The sequence below is a fragment of the Pseudomonas sp. NMI760_13 genome (assembly GCF_021283245.1).
Lineage (GTDB): Bacteria > Pseudomonadota > Gammaproteobacteria > Pseudomonadales > Pseudomonadaceae > Aquipseudomonas > Aquipseudomonas peradeniyensis.
The window spans coordinates 1-25,717 of record NZ_JAJSRC010000023.1; the positions used below are offsets into that span (position 1 = coordinate 1).

21 protein-coding genes and 1 pseudogene are annotated in these 25,717 nt (G+C 65.5%); 7 read left to right on the top strand and 15 right to left on the bottom strand.

The features are described 5' to 3' along the window. Positions 1 to 436: 436 nt before the first annotated feature. From LU671_RS20770 to LU671_RS20790, 5 genes are all read right to left on the bottom strand, one after another. A complete protein-coding gene (locus tag LU671_RS20770; protein WP_203651805.1) occupies positions 437 to 1,246 on the bottom strand; it encodes an OmpA family protein in 810 nt (269 codons plus the stop codon). Further along, complete coding sequence (locus LU671_RS20775; protein ID WP_203651804.1) at positions 1,243 to 1,596, bottom strand: DUF4398 domain-containing protein; 354 nt, start codon at positions 1,594 to 1,596, stop codon at positions 1,243 to 1,245. Before LU671_RS20775 ends, LU671_RS20770 begins: the two co-directional genes overlap by 4 nt. Before the next feature lie 9 nt (positions 1,597 to 1,605). Further along, on the bottom strand, positions 1,606 to 2,427 hold the full coding sequence (locus LU671_RS20780; protein ID WP_232856739.1) for a substrate-binding periplasmic protein: 822 nt from the start codon (positions 2,425 to 2,427) through the stop codon (positions 1,606 to 1,608). Between the two features lie 87 nt (positions 2,428 to 2,514). Further along, entirely contained in the window at positions 2,515 to 3,444 is a 930-nt protein-coding gene (locus tag LU671_RS20785) for an electron transfer flavoprotein subunit alpha/FixB family protein (RefSeq protein WP_203651803.1), read from the bottom strand. Then, on the bottom strand, positions 3,445 to 4,194 hold the full coding sequence (locus LU671_RS20790) for an electron transfer flavoprotein subunit beta/FixA family protein (RefSeq protein WP_028692905.1): 750 nt from the start codon (positions 4,192 to 4,194) through the stop codon (positions 3,445 to 3,447). It abuts the gene before it with no gap. A 542-nt stretch (positions 4,195 to 4,736) separates the two neighbouring features. On the opposite strand from LU671_RS20790, the gene LU671_RS20795 reads away from it, so the two are divergent. Continuing rightward, on the top strand, positions 4,737 to 6,401 hold the full coding sequence (locus LU671_RS20795) for an electron transfer flavoprotein-ubiquinone oxidoreductase (protein ID WP_232856740.1): 1,665 nt from the start codon (positions 4,737 to 4,739) through the stop codon (positions 6,399 to 6,401). 63 nt (positions 6,402 to 6,464) lie between these two features. Here LU671_RS20795 and LU671_RS20800 read toward each other — a convergent pair whose 3' ends face one another. The 6 genes from LU671_RS20800 to LU671_RS20825 all read right to left on the bottom strand — a co-directional run bounded on the left by LU671_RS20800 (position 6,465) and on the right by LU671_RS20825 (position 11,571). Further along, positions 6,465 to 8,114, bottom strand: coding sequence for a hypothetical protein (locus LU671_RS20800; RefSeq protein WP_232856741.1), 1,650 nt, complete (start codon positions 8,112 to 8,114; stop codon positions 6,465 to 6,467). A gap of 149 nt (positions 8,115 to 8,263) precedes the next feature. After that, on the bottom strand, positions 8,264 to 8,665 hold the full coding sequence (locus LU671_RS20805) for a type II toxin-antitoxin system MqsA family antitoxin (protein WP_203651800.1): 402 nt from the start codon (positions 8,663 to 8,665) through the stop codon (positions 8,264 to 8,266). 1 nt (position 8,666) lies between these two features. After that, positions 8,667 to 8,963, bottom strand: coding sequence for a type II toxin-antitoxin system MqsR family toxin (locus tag LU671_RS20810; RefSeq protein ID WP_203651799.1), 297 nt, complete (start codon positions 8,961 to 8,963; stop codon positions 8,667 to 8,669). 94 nt (positions 8,964 to 9,057) lie between these two features. Beyond that, positions 9,058 to 10,383, bottom strand: a complete 1,326-nt coding sequence (locus LU671_RS20815) for an MFS transporter (protein WP_232856743.1) — start codon at positions 10,381 to 10,383, stop codon at positions 9,058 to 9,060. Positions 10,384 to 10,436: 53 nt separating this feature from the next. After that, positions 10,437 to 10,922 carry a histidine kinase gene (locus LU671_RS20820; protein WP_232856744.1) on the bottom strand — a complete coding sequence of 162 codons (486 nt, stop codon included), beginning with the start codon at positions 10,920 to 10,922 and terminating at the stop codon, positions 10,437 to 10,439. Positions 10,923 to 11,094: 172 nt separating this feature from the next. Continuing rightward, positions 11,095 to 11,571, bottom strand: a complete 477-nt coding sequence (locus tag LU671_RS20825) for a sigma-70 family RNA polymerase sigma factor (protein ID WP_186732870.1) — start codon at positions 11,569 to 11,571, stop codon at positions 11,095 to 11,097. A gap of 216 nt (positions 11,572 to 11,787) precedes the next feature. Here LU671_RS20825 and LU671_RS20830 point away from each other — a divergent pair, with 216 nt between their 5' ends. Genes LU671_RS20830 through LU671_RS20840 form a run of 3 tightly spaced genes read left to right on the top strand, consistent with a single transcriptional unit; the run spans position 11,788 to position 16,336 of the window. After that, the gene (locus LU671_RS20830; protein WP_232856746.1) at positions 11,788 to 12,966 is read left to right on the top strand and encodes an efflux RND transporter periplasmic adaptor subunit; all 1,179 of its coding nucleotides are present in this window, start codon (positions 11,788 to 11,790) and stop codon (positions 12,964 to 12,966) included. Position 12,967: 1 nt separating this feature from the next. Then, positions 12,968 to 14,929: a MacB family efflux pump subunit gene (locus LU671_RS20835; RefSeq protein WP_232856748.1), complete on the top strand. Its 1,962-nt coding sequence runs from the start codon at positions 12,968 to 12,970 to the stop codon at positions 14,927 to 14,929. Positions 14,930 to 14,932: 3 nt separating this feature from the next. After that, on the top strand, positions 14,933 to 16,336 hold the full coding sequence (locus LU671_RS20840) for an efflux transporter outer membrane subunit (RefSeq protein WP_232856749.1): 1,404 nt from the start codon (positions 14,933 to 14,935) through the stop codon (positions 16,334 to 16,336). A gap of 92 nt (positions 16,337 to 16,428) precedes the next feature. Here LU671_RS20840 and pvdP read toward each other — a convergent pair whose 3' ends face one another. Next, a complete protein-coding gene (gene pvdP, locus LU671_RS20845) occupies positions 16,429 to 18,051 on the bottom strand; it encodes a pyoverdine maturation tyrosinase PvdP (protein WP_232856750.1) in 1,623 nt (540 codons plus the stop codon). A gap of 135 nt (positions 18,052 to 18,186) precedes the next feature. Here pvdP and LU671_RS20850 point away from each other — a divergent pair. Further along, a pseudogene (locus LU671_RS20850) lies at positions 18,187 to 19,119 on the top strand (siderophore-interacting protein). A gap of 125 nt (positions 19,120 to 19,244) precedes the next feature. Here the strand turns inward: LU671_RS20850 and LU671_RS20855 are convergent. The 3 genes from LU671_RS20855 to LU671_RS20865 form a co-directional block, all read right to left on the bottom strand. After that, on the bottom strand, positions 19,245 to 20,645 hold the full coding sequence (locus LU671_RS20855) for an aspartate aminotransferase family protein (protein ID WP_232856751.1): 1,401 nt from the start codon (positions 20,643 to 20,645) through the stop codon (positions 19,245 to 19,247). 228 nt (positions 20,646 to 20,873) lie between these two features. After that, positions 20,874 to 22,196 (bottom strand): ATP-binding protein, encoded by a 1,323-nt coding sequence (locus LU671_RS20860; RefSeq protein WP_232856752.1) that lies wholly within the window; start codon positions 22,194 to 22,196, stop codon positions 20,874 to 20,876. After that, positions 22,193 to 22,876: a response regulator gene (locus LU671_RS20865; RefSeq protein ID WP_186732878.1), complete on the bottom strand. Its 684-nt coding sequence runs from the start codon at positions 22,874 to 22,876 to the stop codon at positions 22,193 to 22,195. Before LU671_RS20865 ends, LU671_RS20860 begins: the two co-directional genes overlap by 4 nt. A 291-nt stretch (positions 22,877 to 23,167) precedes the next feature. Here LU671_RS20865 and dsbD point away from each other — a divergent pair, with 291 nt between their 5' ends. Both dsbD and LU671_RS20875 read left to right on the top strand, forming a co-directional pair. Beyond that, positions 23,168 to 24,886, top strand: coding sequence for a protein-disulfide reductase DsbD (dsbD, locus tag LU671_RS20870; protein WP_232856753.1), 1,719 nt, complete (start codon positions 23,168 to 23,170; stop codon positions 24,884 to 24,886). Continuing rightward, positions 24,886 to 25,716: a TlpA family protein disulfide reductase gene (locus LU671_RS20875; RefSeq protein WP_232856754.1), complete on the top strand. Its 831-nt coding sequence runs from the start codon at positions 24,886 to 24,888 to the stop codon at positions 25,714 to 25,716. The genes dsbD and LU671_RS20875 overlap by 1 nt, the downstream gene beginning before the upstream one ends. Position 25,717 lies beyond the last annotated feature (1 nt).

Below are 25,717 nucleotides of genomic sequence, written 5' to 3' on the forward strand. Positions count from 1 at the left end.
CGCAAAGTCACCTTTCCGCCCTTACGGCGGGTCCCTTTTTGAAGGATCAAAAAGGAACCAAAAAATCCTCGCTCCATTCATCCGGCCCCTACGCTTCGCTCCGGGGTCCCCTCGCTCCGTTCTTGCTCCCGGGAGGACCGCGCTGAACGCCCCATCCTGGGGCGCAGCGCTTGACGGGCATCCATGCCCGTCACCTCCCTTCGCAAGAACTCCGCTCGGCCTCCTGAAGTCGCAATTGGCGGCGCCTGAACTATTGCGCACTTAGAAGCAACAGCAAGATCAAGATCAAGATCAAGATCAAGATCAAGAAATGCGAAGTGGTAGTTAGCCGGCTGGCTATGAATTGACTGGATGAACCCTATCGTGTGCAAGCCCGCTTCTACAAGTTATGTATAGCTTCTTGCAGGAACGGGCTTGCTCGAAATCAAAACAGAATTCAACGCGCTGGCGCGAGTTTACCCTTGTCATCGGAGAAGACGATCTCGACCCGACGATTCTGCGCCCTGCCCCGCTCCGAAGCATTGGCCTCAACCGGGTACTGGTCACCATAACCCTCGACCTGGATCCGCTTCTCGTCCACCCCCAGATCAACCAGCATATCGGCCACCGACTGCGCACGATCACGGGACAGCTTCAGGTTCTCCTCCGCCGCACCGGTGCTATCGGTATAACCCTCGATCCGCACCACGCGCCGTGGATTGAGCTGAAGGAACTGCACCAGCTTCAATACAGTACGGCTGGCCGAGTTCTTCAGATCAGCCTGGCCGGTATCGAACAGCACATCGCCCAGGGTCATGACCAGACCGCGATCGGTCTGCTCCGACGCCAGCGCGACAATCTGCGCTTCGACGAACTTGCCCTGCTGCTGGACGCTGGCCAGCTTGGCCTCGCGCAGCGCCAACTGCAGGCGCTGGCGCTCCAGGTCGAGCTTGGCCAGGCGCTCCTGGTTCAACGCCAGCTTGGCATGCTCGCTGGCAATCTCGCTGTAGCGCTGACTCAGGTAGGCGTAATGACGAACATCGCTGCCGGTGCCGACATAGCCCGCCAGGCGCTCCGCGCGCGCCAACGACTCGCCGGCGCGGATCACATCGCGAGGCGCGCTACGCAGCACGTCGGAATCGTCCTTGACCTTCTGGAACGCGGCACTGGCATCGTCCAGTGCCGACTCGCTGCGCTGGCTGGCGCAGCCCTGCAGACCGACCAGGGCCAGCAAGGCCAGGGCCGCCATGGGCTTGAGAGACTTCATGGCTGCACCTCCAGTTGCTTGCGCAGGCGCTTGATCCGCGACTGCATCGCCTGCAGCTGCTCCTCGCTCTTCTGGTTCAGCACCCGCGCCTCGGCCAGGCGCGCATCGAGCTCGGCCTGCTCGGCGCGCATGCGCGCATCGCGGTGGCTTTCGCCGAGCATGTTGCTCTTGGCCCGGGCCAGCTTGTCTTCGGCCAACTTGAACTCCGGCACCTGCTCATTGGCGCCGACCGCCTTGGCCTGCTCCAAGGCCTGTTCCGACAGGCGCAGCTGTTCATTGGGTGCCGGGTCGTTGGCACAGCCGACCAGGCCGAGCACGGCCAGGGCAAGCATCAAGGGTTGGATTCTCACTCACGCTTCCTACTGTTTGGGGGCACCCTGCGACGCCTGCATCTGCGCCTTCCAACGCTCGACATTGCGCTGCAGCACAGCTTCGCTCGCCCCGGAGATCGGCAATTCTGTCAGTTTTTTCGCCAGTTGTCCGCGCAACCAGCTGTCGTTGCACGCCGAGTTGTGCGAGACCGCCAGGTACAGCCCCGGACGATCCACCGGCAAACCCCGGGCGATGAGGTCGTTGCCCACGCCCAGGCTCTGCGCCATGGCCATGCCCGAGTAGCGCCCAGCCAGCACATAGTCGACCTGGCCGAGCACCAGTTTCTGGAAGGCCTGCGTCAGGTTCTGCGCCGGCTCCAGCTTGAGCTGGGTCCTGGCAAAGGCATCGAAGGCCGGGGTCAGGCGGGCCTTCTCGGACAGGGCGCCGCGGTACTGGGCAAGGTCAGCCGGGCCATCGAACACCAGGGTGGCGTCATGGCGGGTCCAGACCAGGTATTCGTTGAGCTGCAAGGCCGGATGGATGTAATCCAGACTGGTCAGCTGGGTGACCTGCATCGGCGTGTCGAGCAACAGGTCCATGCGCCCGCTGCGCACCTCCTCCAGAGCCTGCTCGCGCTTGCCGGCGTGCAGCACCTCGACCTTCACCCCAAGCTCGGCAGCCACCTGGCGCAGCAGGTCGACATTGGCGCCGATCAGATGTTTCGGGTCTTGCGGATCCTGCCAGGAGTACGGCGGCGCATCCGGGCTGCCGGTGGCCACCAGACGCTCGCACTTGCCCACCGCCAGGGCCTGCGTCGACAGCAGCGCCAGCACGCAGGCCAGCCCCCCCTTGCTCCAGCGAAACGCCATGCAACCTCTCCCCGCCCCTGAAAAAATCCATGAAAAAACCCGGACCGCCAAGGGCGGGCCGGGTTCTTTATAAGTGAAGCAGGCGGATCAGACCAGCTTTTCCAGCTCCGGAACCGCTTCGAACAGATCGGCGACCAGGCCGTAGTCGGCGACCTGGAAGATCGGCGCCTCCTCGTCCTTGTTGATTGCGACGATCACTTTCGAGTCCTTCATGCCGGCCAGGTGCTGGATCGCGCCGGAGATACCGACGGCGATGTACAGCTGTGGCGCGACGATCTTGCCGGTCTGGCCGACCTGCATGTCGTTCGGCACGAAGCCTGCGTCGACCGCGGCGCGCGAGGCGCCGACGGCGGCGCCGAGCTTGTCGGCCAGGGCGTACAGGTGCTTGAAGTTGTCACCGTTGCCCATGCCGCGACCACCGGAAACGACGATCTTGGCGGCGGTCAGCTCAGGACGGTCGGACTTGGCCAGCTCTTCGCCAACGAAGGCCGACTTGCCGGCGTCGTGGGCGGCAGCGACGGCTTCGACAGCGGCCGAACCACCTTCGGCGGCCACGGCGTCGAAGCCGGTGGTACGCACGGTGATGACCTTGACCGCAGCGCTCGATTGCACGGTGGCAATGGCGTTACCGGCATAGATCGGACGCTTGAAAGTGTCGGCGGATTCAACGGCGATGATCTCGGAGATCTGGTCGACGTCCAGCAGCGCGGCAACGCGCGGCAGGATGTTCTTGCCATTGGTGGTGGCCGGGGCCAGCACGTGGCTGTAACCCTTGGCCAGCTCGACCAGCAGCGGCGCGACGTTTTCCGGCAGGGCATGGGCGTAGGCGGCGTTATCGGCGACCAGCACCTTGGCCACGCCGGCGATCTTGGCGACGGACTCGGCGACGCCACCGACGTTCTGGCCGGCGACCAGCACGTGGATATCACCACCGATCTTGGCGGCAGCGGCGACAGTGTTCAGGGTGGCCGGGGCTACGGCACCGTTCTCGTGTTCAGCGACAACCAGGATAGTCATTTAGATTACCTTCGCTTCGTTCTTCAGCTTCTCGACCAGTTCGGCCACCGACTTGACCTTGATACCGGCGCTGCGGGCGGCAGGCGCTTCGACCTTGAGGGTCTTGTTGGTGGAGGCGATGGACACGCCCAGCGCGTCTGGAGTGATGGTCTCCAGCGGCTTCTTCTTGGCCTTCATGATGTTCGGCAGCGACGCGTAGCGCGGCTCGTTCAGGCGCAGGTCGGTGGTGACGATGGCTGGCAGATTCAGCGCAACGGTCTGCAGGCCGCCATCGATTTCACGGGTGACGTTGACCTTGTCGCCGGCGACTTCGACCTTGGAGGCGAAGGTGCCCTGGGCGAAGCCGGTCAGCGCGGCCAGCATCTGGCCGGTCTGGTTGTTGTCGCTGTCGATGGCCTGCTTGCCGAGGATGACCAGCTGCGGCTGCTCCTTGTCGACAACGGCTTTCAGCGCCTTGGCCACGGCCAGGGAGTTCAGTTCGTCAGCGGCCTCGACCAGGATGGCACGGTCGGCGCCCAGGGCCAGGGCGGTACGCAGTTGCTCCTGGGCGGCGGTCGGGCCGATGGAGACAACGACGATTTCGCTCGCCACGCCCTTCTCTTTCAGGCGGACGGCTTCTTCCACGGCGATTTCGCAGAAGGGGTTCATGGACATCTTGACGTTTGCAAGGTCGACGCCGGAGTTGTCCGCCTTGACGCGAACCTTGACGTTGTAGTCGACCACTCGTTTGACAGCTACAAGAACCTTCATGGATTCCTCGTTACTCTCCGGTGAAAAGAAGATCGCCTGGGGACTGCCCGGCGAATGCGCGTGGGTACAAGGGCACCTCTAAAAACGTTCCGACGCCGACAAAGTTCAGTTGACCAATCAGTCTTGTTGCGACCTTCAGGGACAAAACCCGCGGGTCATTTTCTGTCGTGGCGTGTAGACTCCACTACAAAACCTGATTCGGCCCGTAAACCCTGCTCCACGCCTGGTCTTTAGGGGTGCACCTGCGCCCGACGGTCAGCCTACGGCGAACGCGAAAGCGCTCGTATCTTGACCGTAACACCCAATCCGGTCAATACGGCAAATTGGCCAGCCTCCAGCCGCCTACCTGCGATTCTACGGGCCTCCGGCAAATTCAAACAAACGTTTGTATTGGACCCGCCAAGTGGTGTAGATATAATGCGCGGCCAAGACAAAACGGTGTAGTCCATCACCTGCGAAGCTACAGCCTCTGCACGCCGCACGTGACCGTGAACACCCATAAAAGACAAGCAACGCGATGAGCCTTGAGTAGGAGAGAACCTGTGGAACGCGAATACATGGAATTCGACGTGGTCATCGTCGGCGCAGGCCCGGCAGGCCTGTCCGCCGCCTGCCGCCTGAAGCAGAAGGCCGCCGAAGCCGGTAGCGAGATCAGCGTTTGCGTGGTCGAGAAAGGCTCCGAAGTCGGCGCCCACATCCTCTCCGGCGCGGTGTTCGAACCACGCGCCCTGAACGAACTGTTCCCCGACTGGAAAGAACTCGGCGCGCCGCTGAACACCGAAGTGAAGCGCGACGACATCTATGTGCTGAAAAGTGCCGACAGCTCGACCAAGGTCCCCGACCTGTTCGTGCCCAAGACCATGCACAACCACGGCAACTACATCATCTCCCTGGGCAACCTGTGCCGCTGGCTGGCCCAGCAGGCCGAGAACCTGGGCGTCGAGATCTACCCGGGCTTCGCCGCGCAAGAGGCACTGTTCGATGAAAACGGCGTGGTGCGTGGCATCGTCACCGGCGACCTGGGTGTCGACCGCGAAGGCCAGCCAAAAGAAGGCCTGTACACCCCGGGCATGGAGCTGCGCGCCAAGTACACCCTGTTCGCCGAAGGCTGCCGTGGCCATATCGGCAAGCAGCTGATCAAGCGCTTCGACCTGGACAACGAGTCCGACGTCCAGCACTACGGCATCGGTCTCAAGGAAATCTGGGAAATCGACCCGGCCAAGCACGAGCAGGGCCTGGTGGTGCACACCGCCGGCTGGCCGCTGGACGTGATGAGCGCCGAGAACACCGGCGGCTCCTTCCTTTATCACCTGGAAAACAACCAGGTGGTGGTCGGCCTGATCGTCGACCTGTCCTACTCCAACGCGTACCTGTCACCGTTCGACGAGTTCCAGCGCCTGAAGCACCACCCGGTGATGGCCCAGTACCTCGAAGGCGGCAAGCGCATCAGCTACGGCGCCCGCGCCATCTGCAAGGGCGGCCTGAACTCGCTGCCGAAGATGGTCTTCAATGGCGGCGCGCTGATCGGCTGCGACCTGGGCACCCTGAACTTCTCCAAGATCAAGGGCAGCCACACCGCGATGAAGTCCGGCATGCTCGCCGCCGAAGCCGTGGCCGACGCATTGATCGCCGGCAGCGAAGGCGGTGACCAGCTCAACGGCTATGTCAGCGCCTTCAAGGCCAGCTGGCTGCATGAAGAGCTGTTCGCCAGCCGCAACTTCGGCCCGGCGCTGCACAAGTTCGGCCCGTTGCTCGGTGGTGCGTTCAACTACATCGACCAGAACTGGTTCGGCGGCAAGCTGCCGTTCACCCTGCATGACATCAAGCCGGACTACGCCTGCCTCAAGCTCGCGGCGGACTCGCAGAAGATCGACTACCCGAAACCGGACGGCAAGCTCAGCTTCGACAAGCTCAGCTCGGTATTCCTCTCCAGCACCAACCATGAAGAGGAACAACCCTGCCACCTGAAGCTGACCGACCCGAACATCCCGATCGCCAGCAACCTGCCGCTGTACGACGAACCAGCACAGCGCTACTGCCCGGCCGGCGTGTACGAAGTGGTCACCCAGGAAGACGGCAACAAGCGCTTCCAGATCAACGCGCAGAACTGCGTGCACTGCAAGACCTGCGACATCAAGGATCCGGCCCAGAACATCACCTGGGTCACCCCTGAAGGCGCCGGCGGGCCGAACTACCCGAACATGTAAGCCCTGCCCTGGCGGCAAGCAAAAGCCCCCTGGTCGTGAGACCCGGGGGCTTTTTCATGGTCGCTATCCCTTGTACGAAACCACGGTGTGCGTGGTGTCCAGCCCCAGTTGTTCGAGCCGTTCCAGGACATGCCCCAGGCACTGCCCGCCATCGGGCTTGTAGTGCCCGGAGGCATCATTGACCAGACCAAGGATGTCGCTCACCGCATTGCTGGTGGTCTTGCGGTCGATGCGCATTTCTCCGGCGCACACCACCGGCTGACCGCCGCCAAGCTGACTGTGCCGGGTATAACTTGTGCGATCGAGGGACTGGTCCCAGTATTTGACCAGAATGCTTTTCTGCGGGGTATAGACCCAGGTGTAGGCATCCTGGGCAGTATTGGGGCGCAGATAGGTCAATCTGCCGCTCTTGAGCTCATACGCCAGTATCTGGCCGCGCTCCTCGCCGATCAATTGGCAGACGCCATCGAGGGTTTCAGGCTGATAGCTGCGCCATTTCAGCACGTCGATCAGCCATTGCTGCAACTGCACCGGGTAGGTGTAGCCGGCAAAGTCCAGGGGCGCCGAGATATCGGCCTTGCGCCAGTCCAGCCAGTTCACCCGGCCTTGCCATGCCACGCCGTCCCTGGCCTCGATCCAGCGGTTGTCGCTCCCTACCACGCGGTTGTTCAGCTGGTCATTGACCTTCAGGTCCAGCGACTGCATCTTCCAGGCCGGACCGTACCCCCCGGCACTGGCCTGGTAGATCTCGACCGAGCGCAGCTCATCGGCATAGATCACGCTGCGCTGGAACATCTTGGCCAGGTCGACCTCGACCTTGAAGTGCGCCCCACGCTCGAAGTTGCCGGCCAACGGCTGGCGGTGCTCGCTGCCATTGATCGAGAACGAAAGGGTATCGCCTGTTCCGGCACTGTAGTCGGCAGAGACAGCGAGGCACACGCTCAGTTTGTCTACGACCATGCTCGGCGCCTGCCCCCGGCGGGGGAGCTGGGGCAGTTGCACCCGCCAGGCGTCGGAAGGCAGCACCTCGCTTCGTCGCTGCAGCCAGACCTCACCCGAAATCGGAGCACTGCACAAGGTACGGGTGCCGTCGCCGTAGAGAAGCTCGCCCTTGGAAGACAGCCGCCAGCGATCTCCCGAGGCTGCGCTCGCCTTGCCGCAGATCCCGAGCCCCAAGGCCTGCCCGGTGGTGACATTGACCAGTTGCCCGTCCCTGTAGAGCCATTGCATGGCCTTGGGATCCGGGTTCACGGCGAGGCACACGCCCTCCTCGTCCGCCATCAGGTAATCACGACCATTGGTAAGCATGAACGGGATACCGCTGGGTAGGCCGTTCACGGGGTCGCCGGCACCACCACTGCCATCCAGTGCCTTCAGCTGGATGAATTCGACCGTTTGCTGGCGCTGCGCACTGTCGGTCAACAACACGGCATGGCTGTTGGCGGCCAGCTGGATACGGCTGATATGGCGAAAGTCATGCAGCGGGTGTACGCCGGTCAATTGCTTGCCATCACCGTAGACCACCACCCAGGCCTGGTCGTGGTGGTGACGGGACTCCAGCACACAGGCCAGGCTACGGCCCCAGCGGATAACCGGAGTCCTGGCCTGATCATCCGGTTTCGTGCTGGCGGGATTGGCAGCCGAAAAGCTCATCTGTGGCGGAAACGCAGGCAGCTGGGCCCGCGTCATCCAGGTGATGTTGAAACTGGACATGCATATTTCTCCTGACTGTATGAACGGAAGGGTCCGTCAACGATCAGTCGAAATTACGTGCACAACCTCGAAGGCGCTGTAGGGGTGCAGAGCTGCCGACGCTCAAAATCCCTACCCTGCCTGTAGGACCTGTTGACTGCCTGGACGCATCAGGCAGTCCTGACTTCCTCGAACAGTTCCGGATGACGATCCAGGAGCTTGAACAGCTTGATCAGTGCGACCGGTGGTTGGGTCTTGCCGTTCTCGTAACGGGAAAAGGCATTGACCCCGCCGCCAAAGATTTCGCCCGCCTCACGCTGATCGAGGTCGAATTTGCGCCGAACGCTGGCAATGAAGGCAGGGTCGACAGCGGCGGCATTGACCTGTCGCTTGAAGGCCAGCATCAGATCACCGAGGCGCTCAGCTTCAGCCATGCTCAGCACCGCCTCGCCGCAAACAGGGCAATAATCGCCGAAGACATCACGGATCACCGTCGAATGGCCATTGTATCGATAAGGCATGTCCTGAGCCTGGGCGACCAGCTCAGCACCACCACACACGGGACACTTCATTTCAACGCTCCTTGAATGACACGATCAGCACGTCATCGACCACCGTCAGCTTGATGTAGAGATCGCCAAAGACGGTTCGGGGACGATAGACATCCTGCCAGATCCGATGATCGTGATAGGTCGTCATGCTTTTGTAGAAATCGTGTGCCGACAAGCCTCGAACGACTTCAAGCATCTGGCGAGGGCTCAGCCCGAGCGCATCACAGTCCTGGATAGCTGTCCGGGTGGGCCTGACCCGGCCCTGGCTCATCAACATTCGCACCCTTTCCAGCGGGCAGTGCGGCGTTCTCTTTTCCATGAGAAATTAACCTTTAAGGTTATTCTTGGCCAATAGGTTATTTTAATAACCCCCACCCGGAAGTCTGCCTCACTGCCCAGCAGTCATTACCGCCTCATTTGTCACCGCACATGAGCGCCAGCGGCTGCGCAGCGAACTCCAACGGCTCGCGGCGTCCGAAATAGAGCGCCGTCAGCAATCCGACCATGCCCATGACCAGACAAAAACCGACACACACCCATGGGCTCCAGGGCATCAGGGCAATCAGCGCCAGCGGCGTGGTGCTGGCCCAGAGGGCGTAGGCGACGTTGTAGGTGAAGGAGATGCCCGACACCCGGATCTCGGCCGGGAACAGCCCGACCATCACCGACGGCACCACCCCTACCACGCCACAGGACAGGCCAGCCAATGCATAGGCCGCCCAGAGCTGCCCCCACTGGCCCACCAGGCTGGCGTACAAGGCGCCGATGCCCAACGGCAGCAACAGGCAGTAGAGCATCAGCGCCCGCCAGGCACCGATACGGTCCACCAGCAAGCCGGCCAGCACGCAGCCAATATTGAGGAAGACGATACCCACGCTGCTCAGGGCGAAGGTGTGCCCGGCTGTCATGCCGAACCGCTGTTGCATCACGGTCGGGGTAATCACCACCAGCACCACTACCGCCGAGGTCAGCACACAGGTCAGCAGCGCCGCTGGAATCAAGGCCCGTCGATGAGTGCCCAGCACCCGTCGCAGGGGGAAGGCCACCGGTTGCTCCTGCTGCGCCCGCAGGGCCAGGAACACCGGGGTTTCACTCAGCCAGCGACGCAGCCAGACACCGATCACGCCAAACACGCCGCCAAGCAGGAAAGGATAGCGCCAGGCGTAATCGAGGATCTCCTGGGGCGTGAACAGCTGCGCCAGCAAGGTCGCGGTCAGCGCACCGAGCAGGTAGCCGAAGGTCAGCCCGGCCTGCAGGAAGCCCAGCGCATAACCGCGACGACCAGACGGCGCATGTTCGGCGACGAAGGTCCAGGCGCTGGGTACCTCACCGCCAACCGCCGCACCCTGCAGGATGCGCAGGGCCAGCAGGATCAGCGGCGCGGCGTAGCCAATGTCGGCGTAGGTCGGCATCACCCCGATCAGCAGGCACGGCAGCGCCATCATCAGGATGCTCAGGCTGAACACCCGCTTGCGCCCCAGGTGGTCGGCGAAATGGGCCATGAGGATGCCACCCAGCGGCCTGGCCAGGTAGCCGGTGACGAAGATCCCGAAGCTCTGCAGCAGGCGCAGCCACTCCGGCATTTCAGGCGGGAAGAACAGCTGGCTGAGGGTCAGCGCGAAGAACACGAAGATGATGAAATCGTAGATTTCCAGGGCGCCACCCAGCGCGGCCAGCCCCAGGGTCCGGTGATCGCGACGGCTGAACCGTGGCGGGCGGGTGGTATCGATGGCAGTCATGGCAGCTTCCGCAACGAGGCAAAAGGCCAGAGGATAGCAAATCCACCCCCTGCTCAGGGGTTACGACAGAACACCGTCTGCGCGAGGTTGGTGCGCCGCCGGGCATGGTTCGACGCCCCCGCCAGCCCCGGCGGCAGCGGCAACTGCCCGACCAGCACCGGCATATCGATGATTGCCATGAAGGATTCCAGTGCCTCGCTGTCGGGGGCATGGGGCAGGCTGATGCTGACGGCGTGGCGATCGTTGGGCGGTACAGCGGGCACTTTCAGGTGTGGCGAGTGGTACAGCAGCGCGTGCTGGATCTGCGAGCTGACCCGGCAAAAACGCGCCAGGTCGACCCCGGCATGGCTGGCCAGCTCGATGTTGCCCACCAGCAGGTTGAAGGGTTCCAGGGCACTGTGCACCAGGCGCTGCAGGTCGTCGAAACTCTCCACCGGGGCGATCCGGTAATAACCCAGGCCATTGAGCATCTTCTCCAGCTGCAGGCGCTGGCCGGGGTGCTCATCGGCGATGAGGATGCGCATGGATTTGTTAGGCATCGTCCGAACCTGGGCAGTTGGGTGGTGACGGTGGCTCCATGACCATACTGCGCCGGCAACGGCAACGTCAGACGGGACGCCTGAGCGGGGGGTCTTTATTGATAGTTGTCGTGAACCCGGGAGAAATCAAGTCGCCAACTCACGGAATTTTCACATTCCACGGACGGCTCGCTCAGGACTCCCACTGGCGCATGCGTACGCGGCAATGCTTCATGGCATTGACAATATGCTTTTCCACCAGGCTGCGGGAAATACCCAGGCGCTCGGCGATCTGCTGATGCGACAGGCCATCGAGCTTGCGCAGCAGGAAGCTGTCGCGGCAAGGCCCGCTCAGTTCGCCCAGGGCTTGCTGCATCAGCGCCAGGCGCTGGTCGAGCTGCATGCTCTGCGTCAGAGCAGGGGTATGCCAGCGCTCATCGCTGTCCAGTACCTCCAGCGGCTCGGCCTGACGCACCAGATGTCGACGATGATGATCGACCACGAGATTCATGGCCGTGCGATAAAGGAAGGCGCGTGGATGCTCGATATGCTCGCCCTCCGTGCGCTCCAACACCCGGATGTAGGCATCGTGGGCGACGTCTTCGGCCGCCTGGCGATTACCGAGTCGGGCGGACAGGAAGCTCACCAATTCGCGATAGTAATGTTCCACGACGGCACCTGGCGTCTCCCTGCTCAAGCGTTGGTAGTCAGGGGCAGTGTTCTGGATGATGTCAGCGTGCGATCTTACAAATTATAATTATTCGCAGCAACACGCAGACCACCCCCGCGCTGCGCTAAATCGTCATCAAGATCATTCGTTTAACTGGGACCCCCGAGCGCATGCCCCGTCGCGGCACTCGGCCACTATCTCCGGCTGGAAGCCCGCATGACACGCACATCCAATACCCGCCGCCGAGTGCTGATCGGCGCCTTGGGCCTGGCCAGCCTCGGCAGCCTGGTGGCCTGGCAGGCCCTGCCTCTGGGCGGCGCACCGGTCAGCACCGTGCCAGTGACCCGCGCCGATATCGAGAGCAGCGTCACCGCCCTGGGCACCCTGCAACCACGCCGCTATGTCGATGTCGGCGCCCAGGCCTCGGGGCAGATCCGCAAGCTGCATGTGGAAGCCGGCGACGAGGTGCGTCAGGGCCAACTGCTGGTTGAAATCGATCCGTCAACACAACAAGCCAAGCTCGATGCCGGACGCTTCTCGATCGAGAACCTCAAGGCCCAGCTGGCCGAACAACGGGCGCAGTACCTGCTCGCCCAGCAGCAGTACAAGCGCCAGCAGGATCTGGCCGCCACCGGCGCCAGCCGCCAGGAAGACCTGCAAACGGCCGCGGCGCAGTTGAAGGTGACCCAGGCCCGCATCGACATGTACCTGGCGCAGATCCGCCAGGCCCAGGCCAGCCTTCGCAGCGACGAAGCGGAGCTGGGCTACACGCGGATCTATGCGCCCATGAGCGGCACCGTGGTGGCGGTGGACGCCCGCGAGGGCCAGACCCTCAACGCCCAGCAGCAGACACCGTTGATCCTGCGCATCGCCAAGCTGTCGCCGATGACCGTATGGGCCCAGGTGTCCGAAGCCGACATCGGCAAGGTCAAACCGGGCATGACCGCCTACTTCAACACCCTGGCCGGCGGCAAGCGGCGCTGGACCAGCACCGTCCGGCAGATCCTGCCGGTGCCGCCCAAGCCGCTGGACCAATCCAGCCAGGGCGGGGGCAGCCCGGCCAGCGCCACGGCCGGCACCACTGGCACCAAGGTGGTCCAGTACACCGTGCTGCTGGACGTGGACAACCCCGACGGTGCCCTGATGGCGGAGATGACCACCCAGGTGTTTTTCGTCGCCGGCCAGGCCAGCCAGGTGCTCAGCGCGCCCCTGGCCGCGCTCGACGACACCCCTGGCGACGGCGTGCGTCTGGCACAGGTGCTGAACAACAAGGGCCAGATCGAGGCGCGCCAGGTGCGCACCGGCTTGAGTGACCGCCTGCGGGTGCAGATCCTCGAGGGCCTGAACGAAGGTGAGCGCCTGGTCATCGGCCTACCCGCCGCCAGTGGGGGTTGATATGTCCACGCCCCTGATCGAGCTGTGCGACATCCGCAAGGTCTACGGCGGTGTCGATTCGCCCAGGGTCGAGGTGCTGCGCGGCATCAGCCTGAGCATCCACCCCGGAGAATTCGTCGCCATCGTCGGCGCCTCGGGCTCCGGCAAGTCGACCCTGATGAACATCCTCGGCTGCCTCGACCGCCCCACCTCGGGCAGCTACCGCTTTGCCGGTCGGGACGTGGCCGAGCTGGACAGCGACGAGCTGGCCTGGCTGCGCCGCGAAGCCTTCGGCTTCGTGTTCCAGGGCTATCACCTGATCCCCTCCGGCTCGGCCCAGGAGAACGTCGAGATGCCGGCCATCTACGCCGGCACTCAGCCCGCCGAACGCCATGCCCGCGCCCACGCCCTGCTCGAGCGCCTGGGCCTGGCCAGCCGCACCGGCAACCGTCCGCACCAGTTGTCCGGCGGCCAGCAGCAGCGGGTGTCGATCGCCCGCGCGCTGATGAACGGCGGGCACATCATCCTCGCCGACGAGCCCACCGGCGCACTCGACAGCCAAAGCGGCGCCGAGGTGATGACCCTGCTCGACGAACTGGCCAGCCAGGGCCATGTGATCATCCTCATCACCCATGACCGTGAAGTCGCGGCCCGCGCCCAGCGGATCATCGAGGTGCGCGACGGCGAGGTGGTCAGCGATTCGGCCACCCCGTCCTCGGTCGATGCACCGCCCCGACAGCTGCAGGCCGACGACCTGCGCCAGCGCCTGGACTTCGGTGCCACCCAGCGCGGTGCCTGGAAGGGCGAGCTGATCGAGTCCCTGCAGGCCGCCTGGCGGGTGATGTGGATCAACCGCTTCCGTACCGCCCTTACCCTGCTCGGCATCATCATCGGGGTGGCCTCGGTGGTGGTGATGCTGGCGGTCGGCGAAGGCAGCAAGCGCCAGGTCATGGCGCAGATGGCCGCCTTCGGCTCGAACATCCTCTACCTCAACGGCAAGCACTCCTCCGAGGAACTGATGGGCATCGTCACCCTCGACGATGTCGACGCCATCGGCGAACTGCCGCAGGTCAAGCGCGTCATGCCGGTCATCGGCGACAAGCTCATGGTGCGCCACGGCAACAAGGGCGAGCAGTTCTATGTCGGCGGCAACAACACCGGGTTCCCCGAGATCTTCAACTGGCCGGTGGTCGAAGGCAGCTTCTACAGCGAGGCCGACGAAGCCAACGCCGCCGCCGTGGCCGTGATCGGTCAGAAGGTGCGCGAGAAGATGTTTGGTGTGGGGAGCAACCCGCTCGGTCAGTACCTGCTGATCGGCAACGTGCCGTTCCAGGTGATCGGTGTGCTTCAGGGCAAGGGCGCCAGCTCCGGCAGCGAAGACAGCGACGAGCGCGTGGTGGTGCCCTACTCCGCCGCCTCCATCCGCCTGTTTGGCAGCCGCGATCCGGAGTACGTCACCATCGCCGCCCAGGATTCCAGCCGCGTGAAGGAAACCGAGCAGGCGATCGAACGCCTCATGTTGCAGCGTCACCAGGGCAAGTACGATTTCGTCCTGACCAACGACGCCGCACTGATCCAGGCCGAGGCCCGCACCCAGAACAGCCTGTCGCTGATGCTCGGGGCGATCGCCGCGATCTCGCTGCTGGTCGGCGGCATCGGCGTGATGAACATCATGCTCATGACCGTGCGCGAACGCACCCGCGAGATCGGCATCCGCATGGCCACCGGCGCACGCCAGCGCGACATCCTGCGCCAGTTCCTCACCGAGGCGGTGATGCTGTCGATGGTCGGCGGGGTGACCGGCATTGTCCTGGCCCTGGCCATCGGCGCCAGCCTGCTGCTGGCCGACATCGCCGTGGCCTTCGCCCTGCCCGCCATCCTCGGCGCCTTCGCCTGCGCCGTGATCACCGGCGTGGTGTTCGGTTTCATGCCGGCCCGCAAGGCCGCCCGCCTCGACCCGGTCAAGGCCCTTACCAGCGAATAGTTCATGACGATCCCCAGCCGCATCAGCCTGTTGACCCTGAGCCTTTGCCTGGCCGCCTGCAGCAGCCCGCCCCCACCGGCGGCGAACATCGACACCCCCCCCGCCTGGCAAGGGCCAACCACGGCCCAGTCCCTGCCCGACAGCCAATGGTGGCGCGCCTTTGCCAGCGCCGAGCTGGACCGTCTGGTCGAACGCGCCCGCCTGAACAGTCACGACCTGGCGGCGGCCGCCGCGCGGGTGCGCAAAGCGCAGGCCAGCGCGGTGATCGCCGGTGCACCGCTGTTGCCCGAGGTGAAGCTGGGTCTGAACGGCAGCCGCCAGCGCCTGTTGCGCGGCGACGGCAACAGCCAGCTCGACGCCAGCAGCAGCGAACGCACCAGCACCTCGTTCGGCACCCGCCTGAGCGCCAGCTACGAGATCGACTTCTGGGGCGGCCTGCGCGCCACCCGCGACAGCGCCCTGCGCAGCCTCGACGCCAGCCGCTTCGACCGCCAGACCGTGGAACTGACCCTGGTCAGCACCGTGGCCGACAGCTACCTGCAGGGCCTGGCATTCGACGAGCAACTGCGCATCGCCCACTTGAACCTGGACAACGCCCGCGATGTGCTGGGCCTGGTCGAAGCCCGCGAACGCTCGGGCTCGGCCACCCGCCTGGAACTGGCCCAGCAGCGCAGCCTGGTAGCCGCCCAGGAGCGCCAGCTGCCGCTGCTCGAACAGCGCCGCCAGGACAATCGCATCGTCCTTGCCACCCTACTGGGCGATCCGGTGCAGGCGCTGCCCGCCACCCGCGAAACCATCGGCAACGTGCAGTGGCCGGCCATCGGCAGCGGCGTGCCCAGCGAACTGCTCGGCCGCCGCCCGGACATCGCCGCCGCCGAGGCCCGCCTGGCGGCGGCCAGCGCCAATATTCAGGTGGCCCGGGCGGCGATGCTGCCGCGCCTGATACTGGGAGCGGACCTGGGCAGTGGCGCCCGGACCTTGCCCAACATCTTCGACAGCCCCTACTACACCCTCACCGCCGGCCTCACCGCGCCGATCTTCAACAACGGTCGGCTGAGTGCCGCCCGGGACGTGGCCAGCGCCGAACAGCAGGAGTTGCTGGAGCTGTACCGCGCCAGCATCCTGGCCGGGTTCTCGGATGTGGAGAAAGCCCTGAATGCCATCGCCGGCGTGGAGCGCCAGCGCCGCTGGCAGGACCAGGAAGTGGAACAGGCGCGCATCGCCTTCGACCTGGCCCAGCAACGCTACGCCGCCGGTGCCGAGACCCTGCTCACCGTACTCGAGACCCAGCGCACGCTGTACCTGGCCCAGGACCAGCAGGCGCAGCTGCGCCTGGAGCAGTTGCGCGGGAGCGTGGCGTTGTACAAGGCACTGGGCGGAGGCTGGCAGGCGCCGCAAAACCTGTAGGAGCGGGCTTGCCCCGCGAAAGCGCCAGACCAGACAACGATGCTTTCAGGTCTGGCGCTTTCGCGGGGCAAGCCCGCTCCTACAGGGGCGCTTCAGGAGACAATATTCTTCATTGACAGGTGCCGCGCATACCAAGGCCGTTGCGGCACCTTGCGCAACAGGTTTTCGATCTTGTCGTCGGCGCCGAAGGTGATGCGCAAGGCCAGCTTCATGGTCTCCACATCCATCTCCACCGACTTGCCCAGGCGCATGCCTGGCTGCGTGCTGCAACCATGGGTATCCGGGCCCAGCCACGGATCGTCGACCTCCACCCAGCGCCCCGGGGCGAACCACGGCACGCCATTGACTTCCAGGCGTCGCACCTGGCCGGGATGGTGGCGCTCATGAGCACGGAACCAGTCGTCGATACGGTCGTCGATCCAGCCATGGAAGCCCCAGAACACTGGGTGCACATGGGATGAGAACGGATCACCGAGGAAGTCGTTCTCAGGCTCGAACCAGCGCGCGGCGAAATCCGCCTGGTCACGGGCGAACGGTACTGGTGCGCCATTGTTGGGGTCGCGCGGCACCGATGCCCAGCACATGTGCAGCCAGTCGTGCAGGTTCATCTCCAGTTCCGAGCCAAAGGCGCCCAGGGTCAGTTTCGACAGGTACACCGGGTCCTGGTACTGCGACTCCCATACCTGGAAATTGCTGCAATAGGTTTCTCCTGCCTTGATCGCCCCGACCCACTGCCCATAGGCGTCATCCCCCGGGGCCTGCCAGCCTGGCGGCACGCAGCAGCCGTCGTGGTTATCGAAGTAGCGGGCGAAACCTGCCCGATCGAACTCGACGCTCGGCTGCGGCAGCGGGAAGCGCTGCCAGGAAGGCAGGTCCTGCAAGGTGCGCGCATACATCAGCATGTGCCGGTGCATGAACAGGAAATCGATACCGGAGCCATTGCGGTGCTTGCGCGGGCCACGGGCGTCGCGCTCACGGTCCCGTGGCCCCGGCTGCCAGCCCAGTCCACGCAGGGCATCCTGCTTTTTCTCCGGCAGTTTGTGCCACTTGTCGCGGGTGGCGTGCCAGAGCTGGTGGAACAGGCGATGTTCAGCGCCGATCACCCACTCGCGCATTTCGGGGGTATACGGCAGACGCTCGCGGGCCTCGGGGAACAGCCGCTTGACCGCGACAAAACGGCTATCGGGCAGCGGCAGGGTCAGTGGTCGATCCAGGCGCTGCACGCGGCCGCTCAACGTGCCGCTGCCGGCGTTGGCGAACTCGGCCCAGACCTCGTCGAGGCTGGCCACGCACTCATAACCCGGCCCGCCGTGCTGGTTGACCAGGCGCCAACGCACCTCGGCGCTGCTGGCACCGACCAGGTCACCGAGCACACGGTAGGCAGGCTCCGCGACGCCACGCAGCCCCTCGCCGGTATCGACATATCCGCGCAGGCCACGGCCCTTGGTGGCAACGTCGAGGAACATCTCGACCCCCTGCACGGGCAGGCCGTCCAGGCCACGCTCGGCACCGTCGAAGCGAATCTCCCAAACGCCGCGCAGCTGGTCCGCCAGGACCTGCCCGGCATAGTCGGCCAGCTCCACGCTGGCTTCGCCGGGCGTGACGATATCGTCTTCAGGGTCGTGGGTCAGTTGCTTGTGCGCGTAATAGGCCGCCGTGCCTGTGGCGCCCGCCACAGCCAGGCCAGCGATGAATCCTCGTCGGGAAATTGTCATTGCGCCTCAATCCGTCTTCGCGTGCCGCGACTTCTATCCAAGCTAGGACGTAGGCGGACCGGGGAAATTTAGCCTTCTAATTAACCAACCGGCGCGCTCGTCTGTTGGGTATCTCCCGCTGACAGAGGCATAGCCATGACCTCCCTGCTCGATCGCCTGACCCAACCGGTCAAGGCCACGCCCTACCGGGTCTTCGACCTCGACCTCAAGGCCATCGAACCCTTGAGTCCTTCGCTGAGCCGCTTCATCTTCACCGGCGAGGACGTGGCGCAGATGACCACCCTGGCCCCCGACCAACGCGTCAAGCTGCTATTCCCGACGCCCGCCGGAGCGCCGCCGAGCCTGCCCAAGCACGAGCAATGGCAACAGGCCCGGCGCGAGCTGGCAGCGCAGGACATGCCACCCATGCGCACCTACACCATTCGCGCCCTGCGCCGCGATGCCCTCGAGGTGGATGTGGACTTCGTCCTGCACGGCGTCAATGGCCCGGCCTCGGCTTGGGCCACCCACGCCCGCCCGGGTGACCGCCTGCAGATGGTCGCCCCCAACCTTGCCTAGAGCGATGACCCCGGCGGCTACGAGTGGAAACCACCGCACAGTGCCCGGCGCATCCTGCTGATCGGTGATGAAACCGCCCTGCCGGCCATCGCCGGCATCCTCGAGCAGTTGGCCGCGAGCGCGCCGGAACTGCTGGTGGAGGCATTCATCGAAGTGCCGCTGGAGGCCGACTGCCTCGACCTGCGCCACAGCCCGGCCACCCGCCTGCACTGGCTGCCGCGCGACCTGCTGCGCAGCGAGCACGGCCAGGGCATGCAGCACGCCGTGCGCGAGCTGGCCAGCCTGCCGGCGGTGCGCGGTGCGTCGACGGTCGAGCTGGAGGACGTGGATATAGACGAGCGTATCCTGTGGGAACAGGCCAGCGGCGAGCATGGCGACTTCCATGCCTGGATCGCCGGGGAATCGGGGACCGTCATGGATATCCGCCGGCATCTGATCAAGGAACGCGGATTGCCGAGGGAAAGCCTGACGCTGATGGGCTACTGGCGTGCCGGACGCACCTTCGACTAGTACCTGCGTCCTGTAGAAGCGGCCTTGCGCCGCGAAAGGGCCGCGTAGCGGCCCCAGGATTTCAGCGTTAATGCAAAGATCGTCGGGGCCGCTCCTACACAGGGTTTGCGTCCGGCCTTGGAGTCTCAGCCAGCCGACACCGCCGCCGCGACGGCCTCGGCAAACCTTGCAGCCACTTCATCAACCTGCTCGGCGCTGATGATCAGCGGCGGCAGGAAGCGCACCACCGCTCCGTGACGACCGCCCAGCTCGAGGATCAGGCCACGACGCAGGCATTCACGCTGCACCTTCGGCGCCAGCTTGCGGCAGGCCGGCGGATGGCCCTGGACGTCGTGCTTGCCCGCCGGATCCACCAGCTCCACCCCCAGCATCAAGCCACGGCCACGGATGTCGCCGAGCTGCGGATAGTCCTGCTGCAACCGCTGAAGGTGCCCGCGCAGGCGCTGGCCCATGGCCTCGGCGTGCTCGCACAGGCGGTGCTCCACCAGGTACTTCATCACCGCGGAGCCTGCGGCCATGGCCATCTGGTTGCCACGGAAGGTGCCGGCATGGGCGCCCGGCGACCATTGGTCGAGCCAGTCGCGGTAGACCATCACCGCCAGTGGCAGGCTGCCGCCGATGGCCTTGGACAGGGTGACCACGTCGGGCACGATACCGGCGTGCTCGAAGGCGAACATCTTGCCGGTGCGGGCGAAGCCGCTCTGGATCTCGTCGACGATCAGCGCCACCCCGGCCTGCTCGGTGATCCGACGCAGCCCGCGCAGCCATTCGATATCGGCGGGAATCACGCCGCCTTCGCCCTGCACCACCTCGACGATCACCGCCGCCGGCAGCGCCACGCCGGCCTCCGGATCGCACAGCAGGTTTTCCAGGTAGTGCAGGTTGGCGCGCACGCCCGCCTCGCCACCGAGGCCGAACGGGCAGCGGTAGTCATAGGGATACGGCAGGAACTGCACGCCATTGTTCAGCAGCGCGCCGAGCGGTTTTTTCGGCCCCAGGCTGCCCATCAGGCTCAGCGCGCCCTGGGTCATGCCATGGTAGGCCCCCTGGAACGCCAGCACGGTGCTGCGCCCGGTGACCGTGCGCACCAGTTTGAGCGCCGCTTCGACCGCGTCGGTACCGGTCGGGCCGCAGAACTGGATCTTCGCCTCCCCGCGCAAACCTTCAGGCAGCAGACCGAACAGGTCCTGGACGAACTGATCCTTGACCGGCGTGGTCAGGTCCAGGGTGTGCAGCGGCAACTCATCGGCCAGCACGCGCTGGATCGCGTCGATCACCACCGGATGGTTGTGCCCCAGGGCCAGGGTACCAGCGCCGGCCAGGCAGTCGATGAACTGGCGGCCCTCGACGTCCTCGACGTACAGGCCACGGGCGCGTTTGAGCGCCAGGGGGATGCGCCGCGGGTAGCTGCGGGCGTTGGACTCCTGCTGCTGCTGGCGCAACAGCAGGGGCGAATCCTCGAATTCGTACAGGGGGCGCGGCGTGGTGGCCGGCAGCACCTGGGCAAGGCTGGAAGCGGTCGACATCGGAAAATCCCTCGCAAGCAAGCGAATGTGCCCGCCACGCGCCCTGTAACCGGATGTGTGTCGGGTTCTTATCGTTTGAAAAACGCTTCAGCGAGGTGCGGATTTAGCGGTTGTCGTGGGATTTGTTGTGAATGTACGACCTGCATCGCGGGGCAAGCCCGCTCCCACAGACTCATGCGCCAAGCTGCGTGGGAGCGGGCTTGCCCCGCGATGGGTACAACGCCGAACTCAACTCCCCGAACGCGCCGGTACCTGCAGGCTCACCCGCAAACCATCGGCCCGGCTGTCGAATCGCAGGCTGCCAGCGCAGCGCTGGACGATGGCCTGGACGATCGCCAGCCCCAGGCCGCAGCCACCGCTTTGGCCGTTACGCCAGAAACGTTCGGTCAGGTGCTCGAGATCTTCCTGGGCAATCCCCGGTCCATGATCGCGCACCAGGAAGTCCACCTGCCCGTCCTGTGCCTGTACCTCCAGTTCCACGGCGGCATCGCCGCCATGGCGCAGGGCGTTGTCCAGCAGGTTGCGCAGCGCCGCCACCGCCAACGGCGCCGGCATGCTCAGGTAGACCTTGGCCGCCGCCTCGGGCAAACGCAGGTGGATGCGCCGGTTGTCACCGCCGCCGGCGTCCTCGATGGCCTGCCGGGCGACCTGCTCGGCACTGCACTGCACGCCATCGTCGAACGACAGGCTGCCCTCGACCCGCGCCAGCATCAGCAACTGCTCCAGGGTGCGGTGCATGCGGTCGGTGCCCTGCTCGGCGTGCTCCAGCGCTTGTTCGCGCACGGCGCCATCGGTCATCCGCGCCACTTGCAGGTGGGTCTTGATAGCGGTCAGCGGGCTGCGCAGTTCGTGGGCAGCGTCGTCGGTCAGGCGGCGTTCGCGCTCGATGGTCTGGGCGATGCGCAGGAACAGCTGGTTCTGGGTGTCGAGCAGCGGTTGCAGCTCGCTGGGCAAGCCGGCCACCTGCAAGGGCTCGACGCTGTCGGCGCGACGCCTGCGCAAGGCGTCACGCATGCGATTGAGTGGTTCCAGCCCCTTGCCCAGGCCGATCCACAACAGCCCGAGGCTGCCCAGCAAGGCCATCAGCACCGGCGCCGAGGCCGCCAGCAGAATCGACTGATTGAGCGCCTCGCGCTCCTGGTGACGGTCAGCGGTGGTGATGCGCACATCGCCATGGTTGTAGGTGAAGGTACGCCAGGAAGCGCCGTCGATGGTCTGGTCACGGAAGCCGCTGCGCTCGTCGTCCATGGTGCCATCGTGCTTGTGGTTGCTGGCGAGGATTTCGCCGCGCAGCGAGCTGACCTGGCAGGCCATGCCGTCCGGCACGCTGAACTGGTCGGCGGAAAAGTGCGCGTCCTGGCCCTTGGCAGTCAACGGTTGCGGCAACTGGTCGATCAGCCCCGCGACCATGCGCGCCGACGCCACCAGGCGCTGGTCGAGGGAAAACATCATCTGCTGGCGCAGGTCGCGCAGCATCCATGCCGCCGCCAGCACCCAGATGACGATGAACACACTGCCGAGAATCAGTGAAAGGCGAACCCGCAGGCTCATGACGCGCTCTCCTCCGGCGCCTGGGCCGGCCCCAGGCGGTAGCCAAGGCCGCGTACGGTCTCGACGATGCTGTTGCCCAGTTTGCGCCGCAGGTGATGGATATGCACGTTCAGCGCGTTGCTTTCGACCTCGTCGCTGAAACCGTAGACGCAGTCCTTGAGCTGTTCGCTGGACAGCACGCGCCCCGGGTTCTGCAGCAAGGCCTGAAGCAATGCCTGCTCACGGCGCGACAGGTCCACCGCCTGGCCGGCCAGGGTGGCCGCGCAACTGCTGGGGTCGTAGCGCAGCGGGCCGTGCTCGATGACATTCACCGCCCGCCCGGCCACACGACGCAGCAGGGTGTGCAGGCGCGCGGCCAGTTCGCGCAGGTCGAAGGGCTTGAGCAGGTAGTCGTCGGCGCCAGCCTGCAGGCCGTCGACCCGGTCGGTGACCGCGTCGCGTGCAGTGAGCACCAGCACCGGCAGGGTCTCGCCCTGCTGGCGCAGGCGGCGCAGCAGCTTGAGGCCGTCCTCGTCGGGTAGACCCAGGTCGAGGATCATCACGTCGAACTTCGCGGTCCCGAGCATCTGCCGGGCCTGCGAGGCGCTGGCCACCCGGTCCACGGTCAGGCCCTGGGCCGAAAGGCCGGCGCAGATGCCGCTGGCGATCAGGTCGTCGTCCTCGCAGAGCAGAACGTGCATAAGGGATCTCCTGGGTGGGGAAGCTGGCATTGCACAGGGTGGCGATTAAGGGGGGATTATGAACGGGTTTGGAGATGTTCGTCGGGCTGATAGCATCGAGGCGAACAGGGGCCAGACGCAGCCCTTGCTACGCCTGTGAGACCGAGCGCCGCGCGGGCGGCGCTCGGTCTCACAGGCACTACAACGCTCATGGCGAACACCTTTAAAGGCCTGGTCCTAAGACCAACTTAACCTTCAGTTAATAAGCCAAGGCCAGCATGGCCCTCTTCAAAGCTCTGCCAAGGCGTCGACATGCGTGTTCTCCTGCTCTTCCTGACATTCCTGCTCGCCGGCCCTCTCCAGGCCAACCCCTTTGCGGTAAAGCCGGACTTCCTGCCGGTCAACGAGGCCTTCGTCCTGACCCACGACCGCCTGGAAAACGGCCAGATGCGCCTGCATTTCCAGATCAAGGACGGTTACTACCTCTACCAGAAGCGCCTGAAGTTCGACGGCCTGCCTCCCGAGCAGCACCCGTCGCTGCCCCAGGCCGAAAACCACCACGACGAATTCTTCGGCGACAGCGCGGTCTACCGCACCGAGCTTGAGCTATTGCTCCCGGCCAACGCCAGCGGTGAGCTGCGCCTGGGCTGGCAAGGCTGCGCCGACGCCGGCCTGTGCTACCCGCCGCAGACCACGCCAATCGCCCTGGGCGGCAGCGCTGCGCCACCCGCCGCTGCCGACCAGGCCAGCGACCAGGCCCTGGCCGGTACCCTGCAACAGGACAGCCTGGCCTGGAGCCTGCTGGCATTCTTCGGCCTGGGCCTGCTGCTGGCCTTCACCCCGTGCTCGCTGCCGATGCTGCCGATCCTCGCCGGATTGGTCATGGGCAATGGCGCCAGTGCCCGGCGCGGCTGGTGGCTGGCCGGCGTCTATGTGCTGAGCATGGCACTGGTCTACGCCGCCCTCGGCGTGATCGCCGCGCTGCTGGGCGCAAGCCTGCAGGCCTGGCTGCAACAGCCCTGGTTGCTGGGCAGCCTGGCCGGCCTGTTCGTGCTCCTGGCCCTGCCGATGTTCGGCGCCTTCGAACTGCAATTGCCGGCCGCCCTGCGCGACCGCCTGGACCGCGCCGGACAAGGCACCCGTGGCGGCAACCTGTACGGTGCGGCACTGCTGGGCGCCCTGTCGGGCCCGCTGCTGGGCCCGTGCATGACCGCGCCGCTGGCCGGCGCCCTGCTGTTCATCGCCCAGAGCGGCGACGTGCTGCAAGGCGCGCTGGTGCTGTTCACCCTCGGGCTGGGCATGGGCGTGCCCCTGCTGTTGCTGGTGACCCTGGGCAACCGCTACCTGCCACGCCCGGGTGCCTGGATGAACCTGGTCAAGGGCTTGTTCGGCTTCGTGTTCCTGGCCATGGCCCTGTACACCGTGCGTGGCCTGCTGGCGCAAACCCTGGTGCTGGCCCTGGCCGGCGCCTGGCTGATCGCCCTGGGCTGGGCCGCCTGGCCGGCCCTGCAGCGCCTGCCCGCCTTGCGCGCCATTCCCCTGCTCGGCGCCCTGTGGGGTGGCCTGCTGCTGGTGGGCGCCGCGGCAGGGGGCAACGACCTGTGGCAACCCCTGCAGCCCTTCGCCGGCAAGAGCACGGCGGCATCCTCGGCCAACGCCCACGACGCCTTCGTCACCGTGAGCGCGCCGGCCGACCTGCAACGTGAACTCGACGCTGCCAAGGCCCGAGGCCAGTGGGTGCTGGTGGACTACTATGCCGACTGGTGCGTGTCGTGCAAGGTCATGGAAAAGCAGGTGTTCGGCCGTGGCGATGTCCAGGCCAGCCTGGCCGGCGTGCACCTGCTGCGCCTGGATGTGACCGCCGACTCCCCAGCCAGCCGCGAGCTGCTGCAGCGTTACCAGGTGCCAGGCCCGCCCAGCCTGATCTGGATCGGCCCGGAAGGCGACGAGCGCCGCGCCCGCCGCATCACCGGCGAGATCGATGCCGCCGGCTTCCTGCAACACTGGGCCCAGACCAGGAGCCAAGGCTGATGCTGACCGTCACCCTCGGGCCGCTGACCATGGCCCTGAACCACCTGCTGCTGCTCGCGGCGCTGGGCATCGCCAGCCTGATCGGCTGGCGAGTGGCCAGGCGCGGCGGCGAGAACCCGGAGTCGGCGCTGTTCAACCTGTTCCTGCTGGGATTGCTGTTCGCCCGCCTGGGCTTCGTCCTGGCCTACTGGCCGATGTACCGCGACGACCCGCTGCAGGTCATCGACATCCGCGACGGTGGCTTCCTGCTCTGGGGCGGCCTGCTGGGCATCGTCCTCGGCACCCTGTGGCAGGGCTGGCGGCGCCCCGGTCTGCGCCGCCCCCTGGGCTGGGCGTTGTTCAGCGGCGCGCTGTTCTGGGGCCTCGGCAGCCTGGCCAGCCACCTCTACAGCAAGGGTACCGAACTGCCGGACATGAGCCTGCGCGACAACCGTGGCCAGGCGGTGGCCCTGCACAGTTACCGTGGACGGCCGCTGGTGATCAACATCTGGGCCACCTGGTGCCCGCCCTGCCGCCGCGAGATGCCGGTGCTGCAACAGGCCGAGGACGACTACCCCCACGTGACCTTCCTGTTCGTCAACCAGGGAGAAACCCCGGAGAACGTCAGCACCTTCATGGCCACCACCGGCCTGACCCTGTCCCACGTGCTGTTCGACGGCACCGGCGAGCTGGCCCGCAAGGTCGGCTCCATGGCCCTGCCCACCACCCTGTTCTACAACGCCGAAGGGCGGCTGGTCGGCAGCCACCTGGGCGAACTTTCGCGCGCCAGCCTGCGCCACGCCCTGGAACCCTTCGAACGCGCCGATGCGCCCGCCCCACAAGGAAACTGAC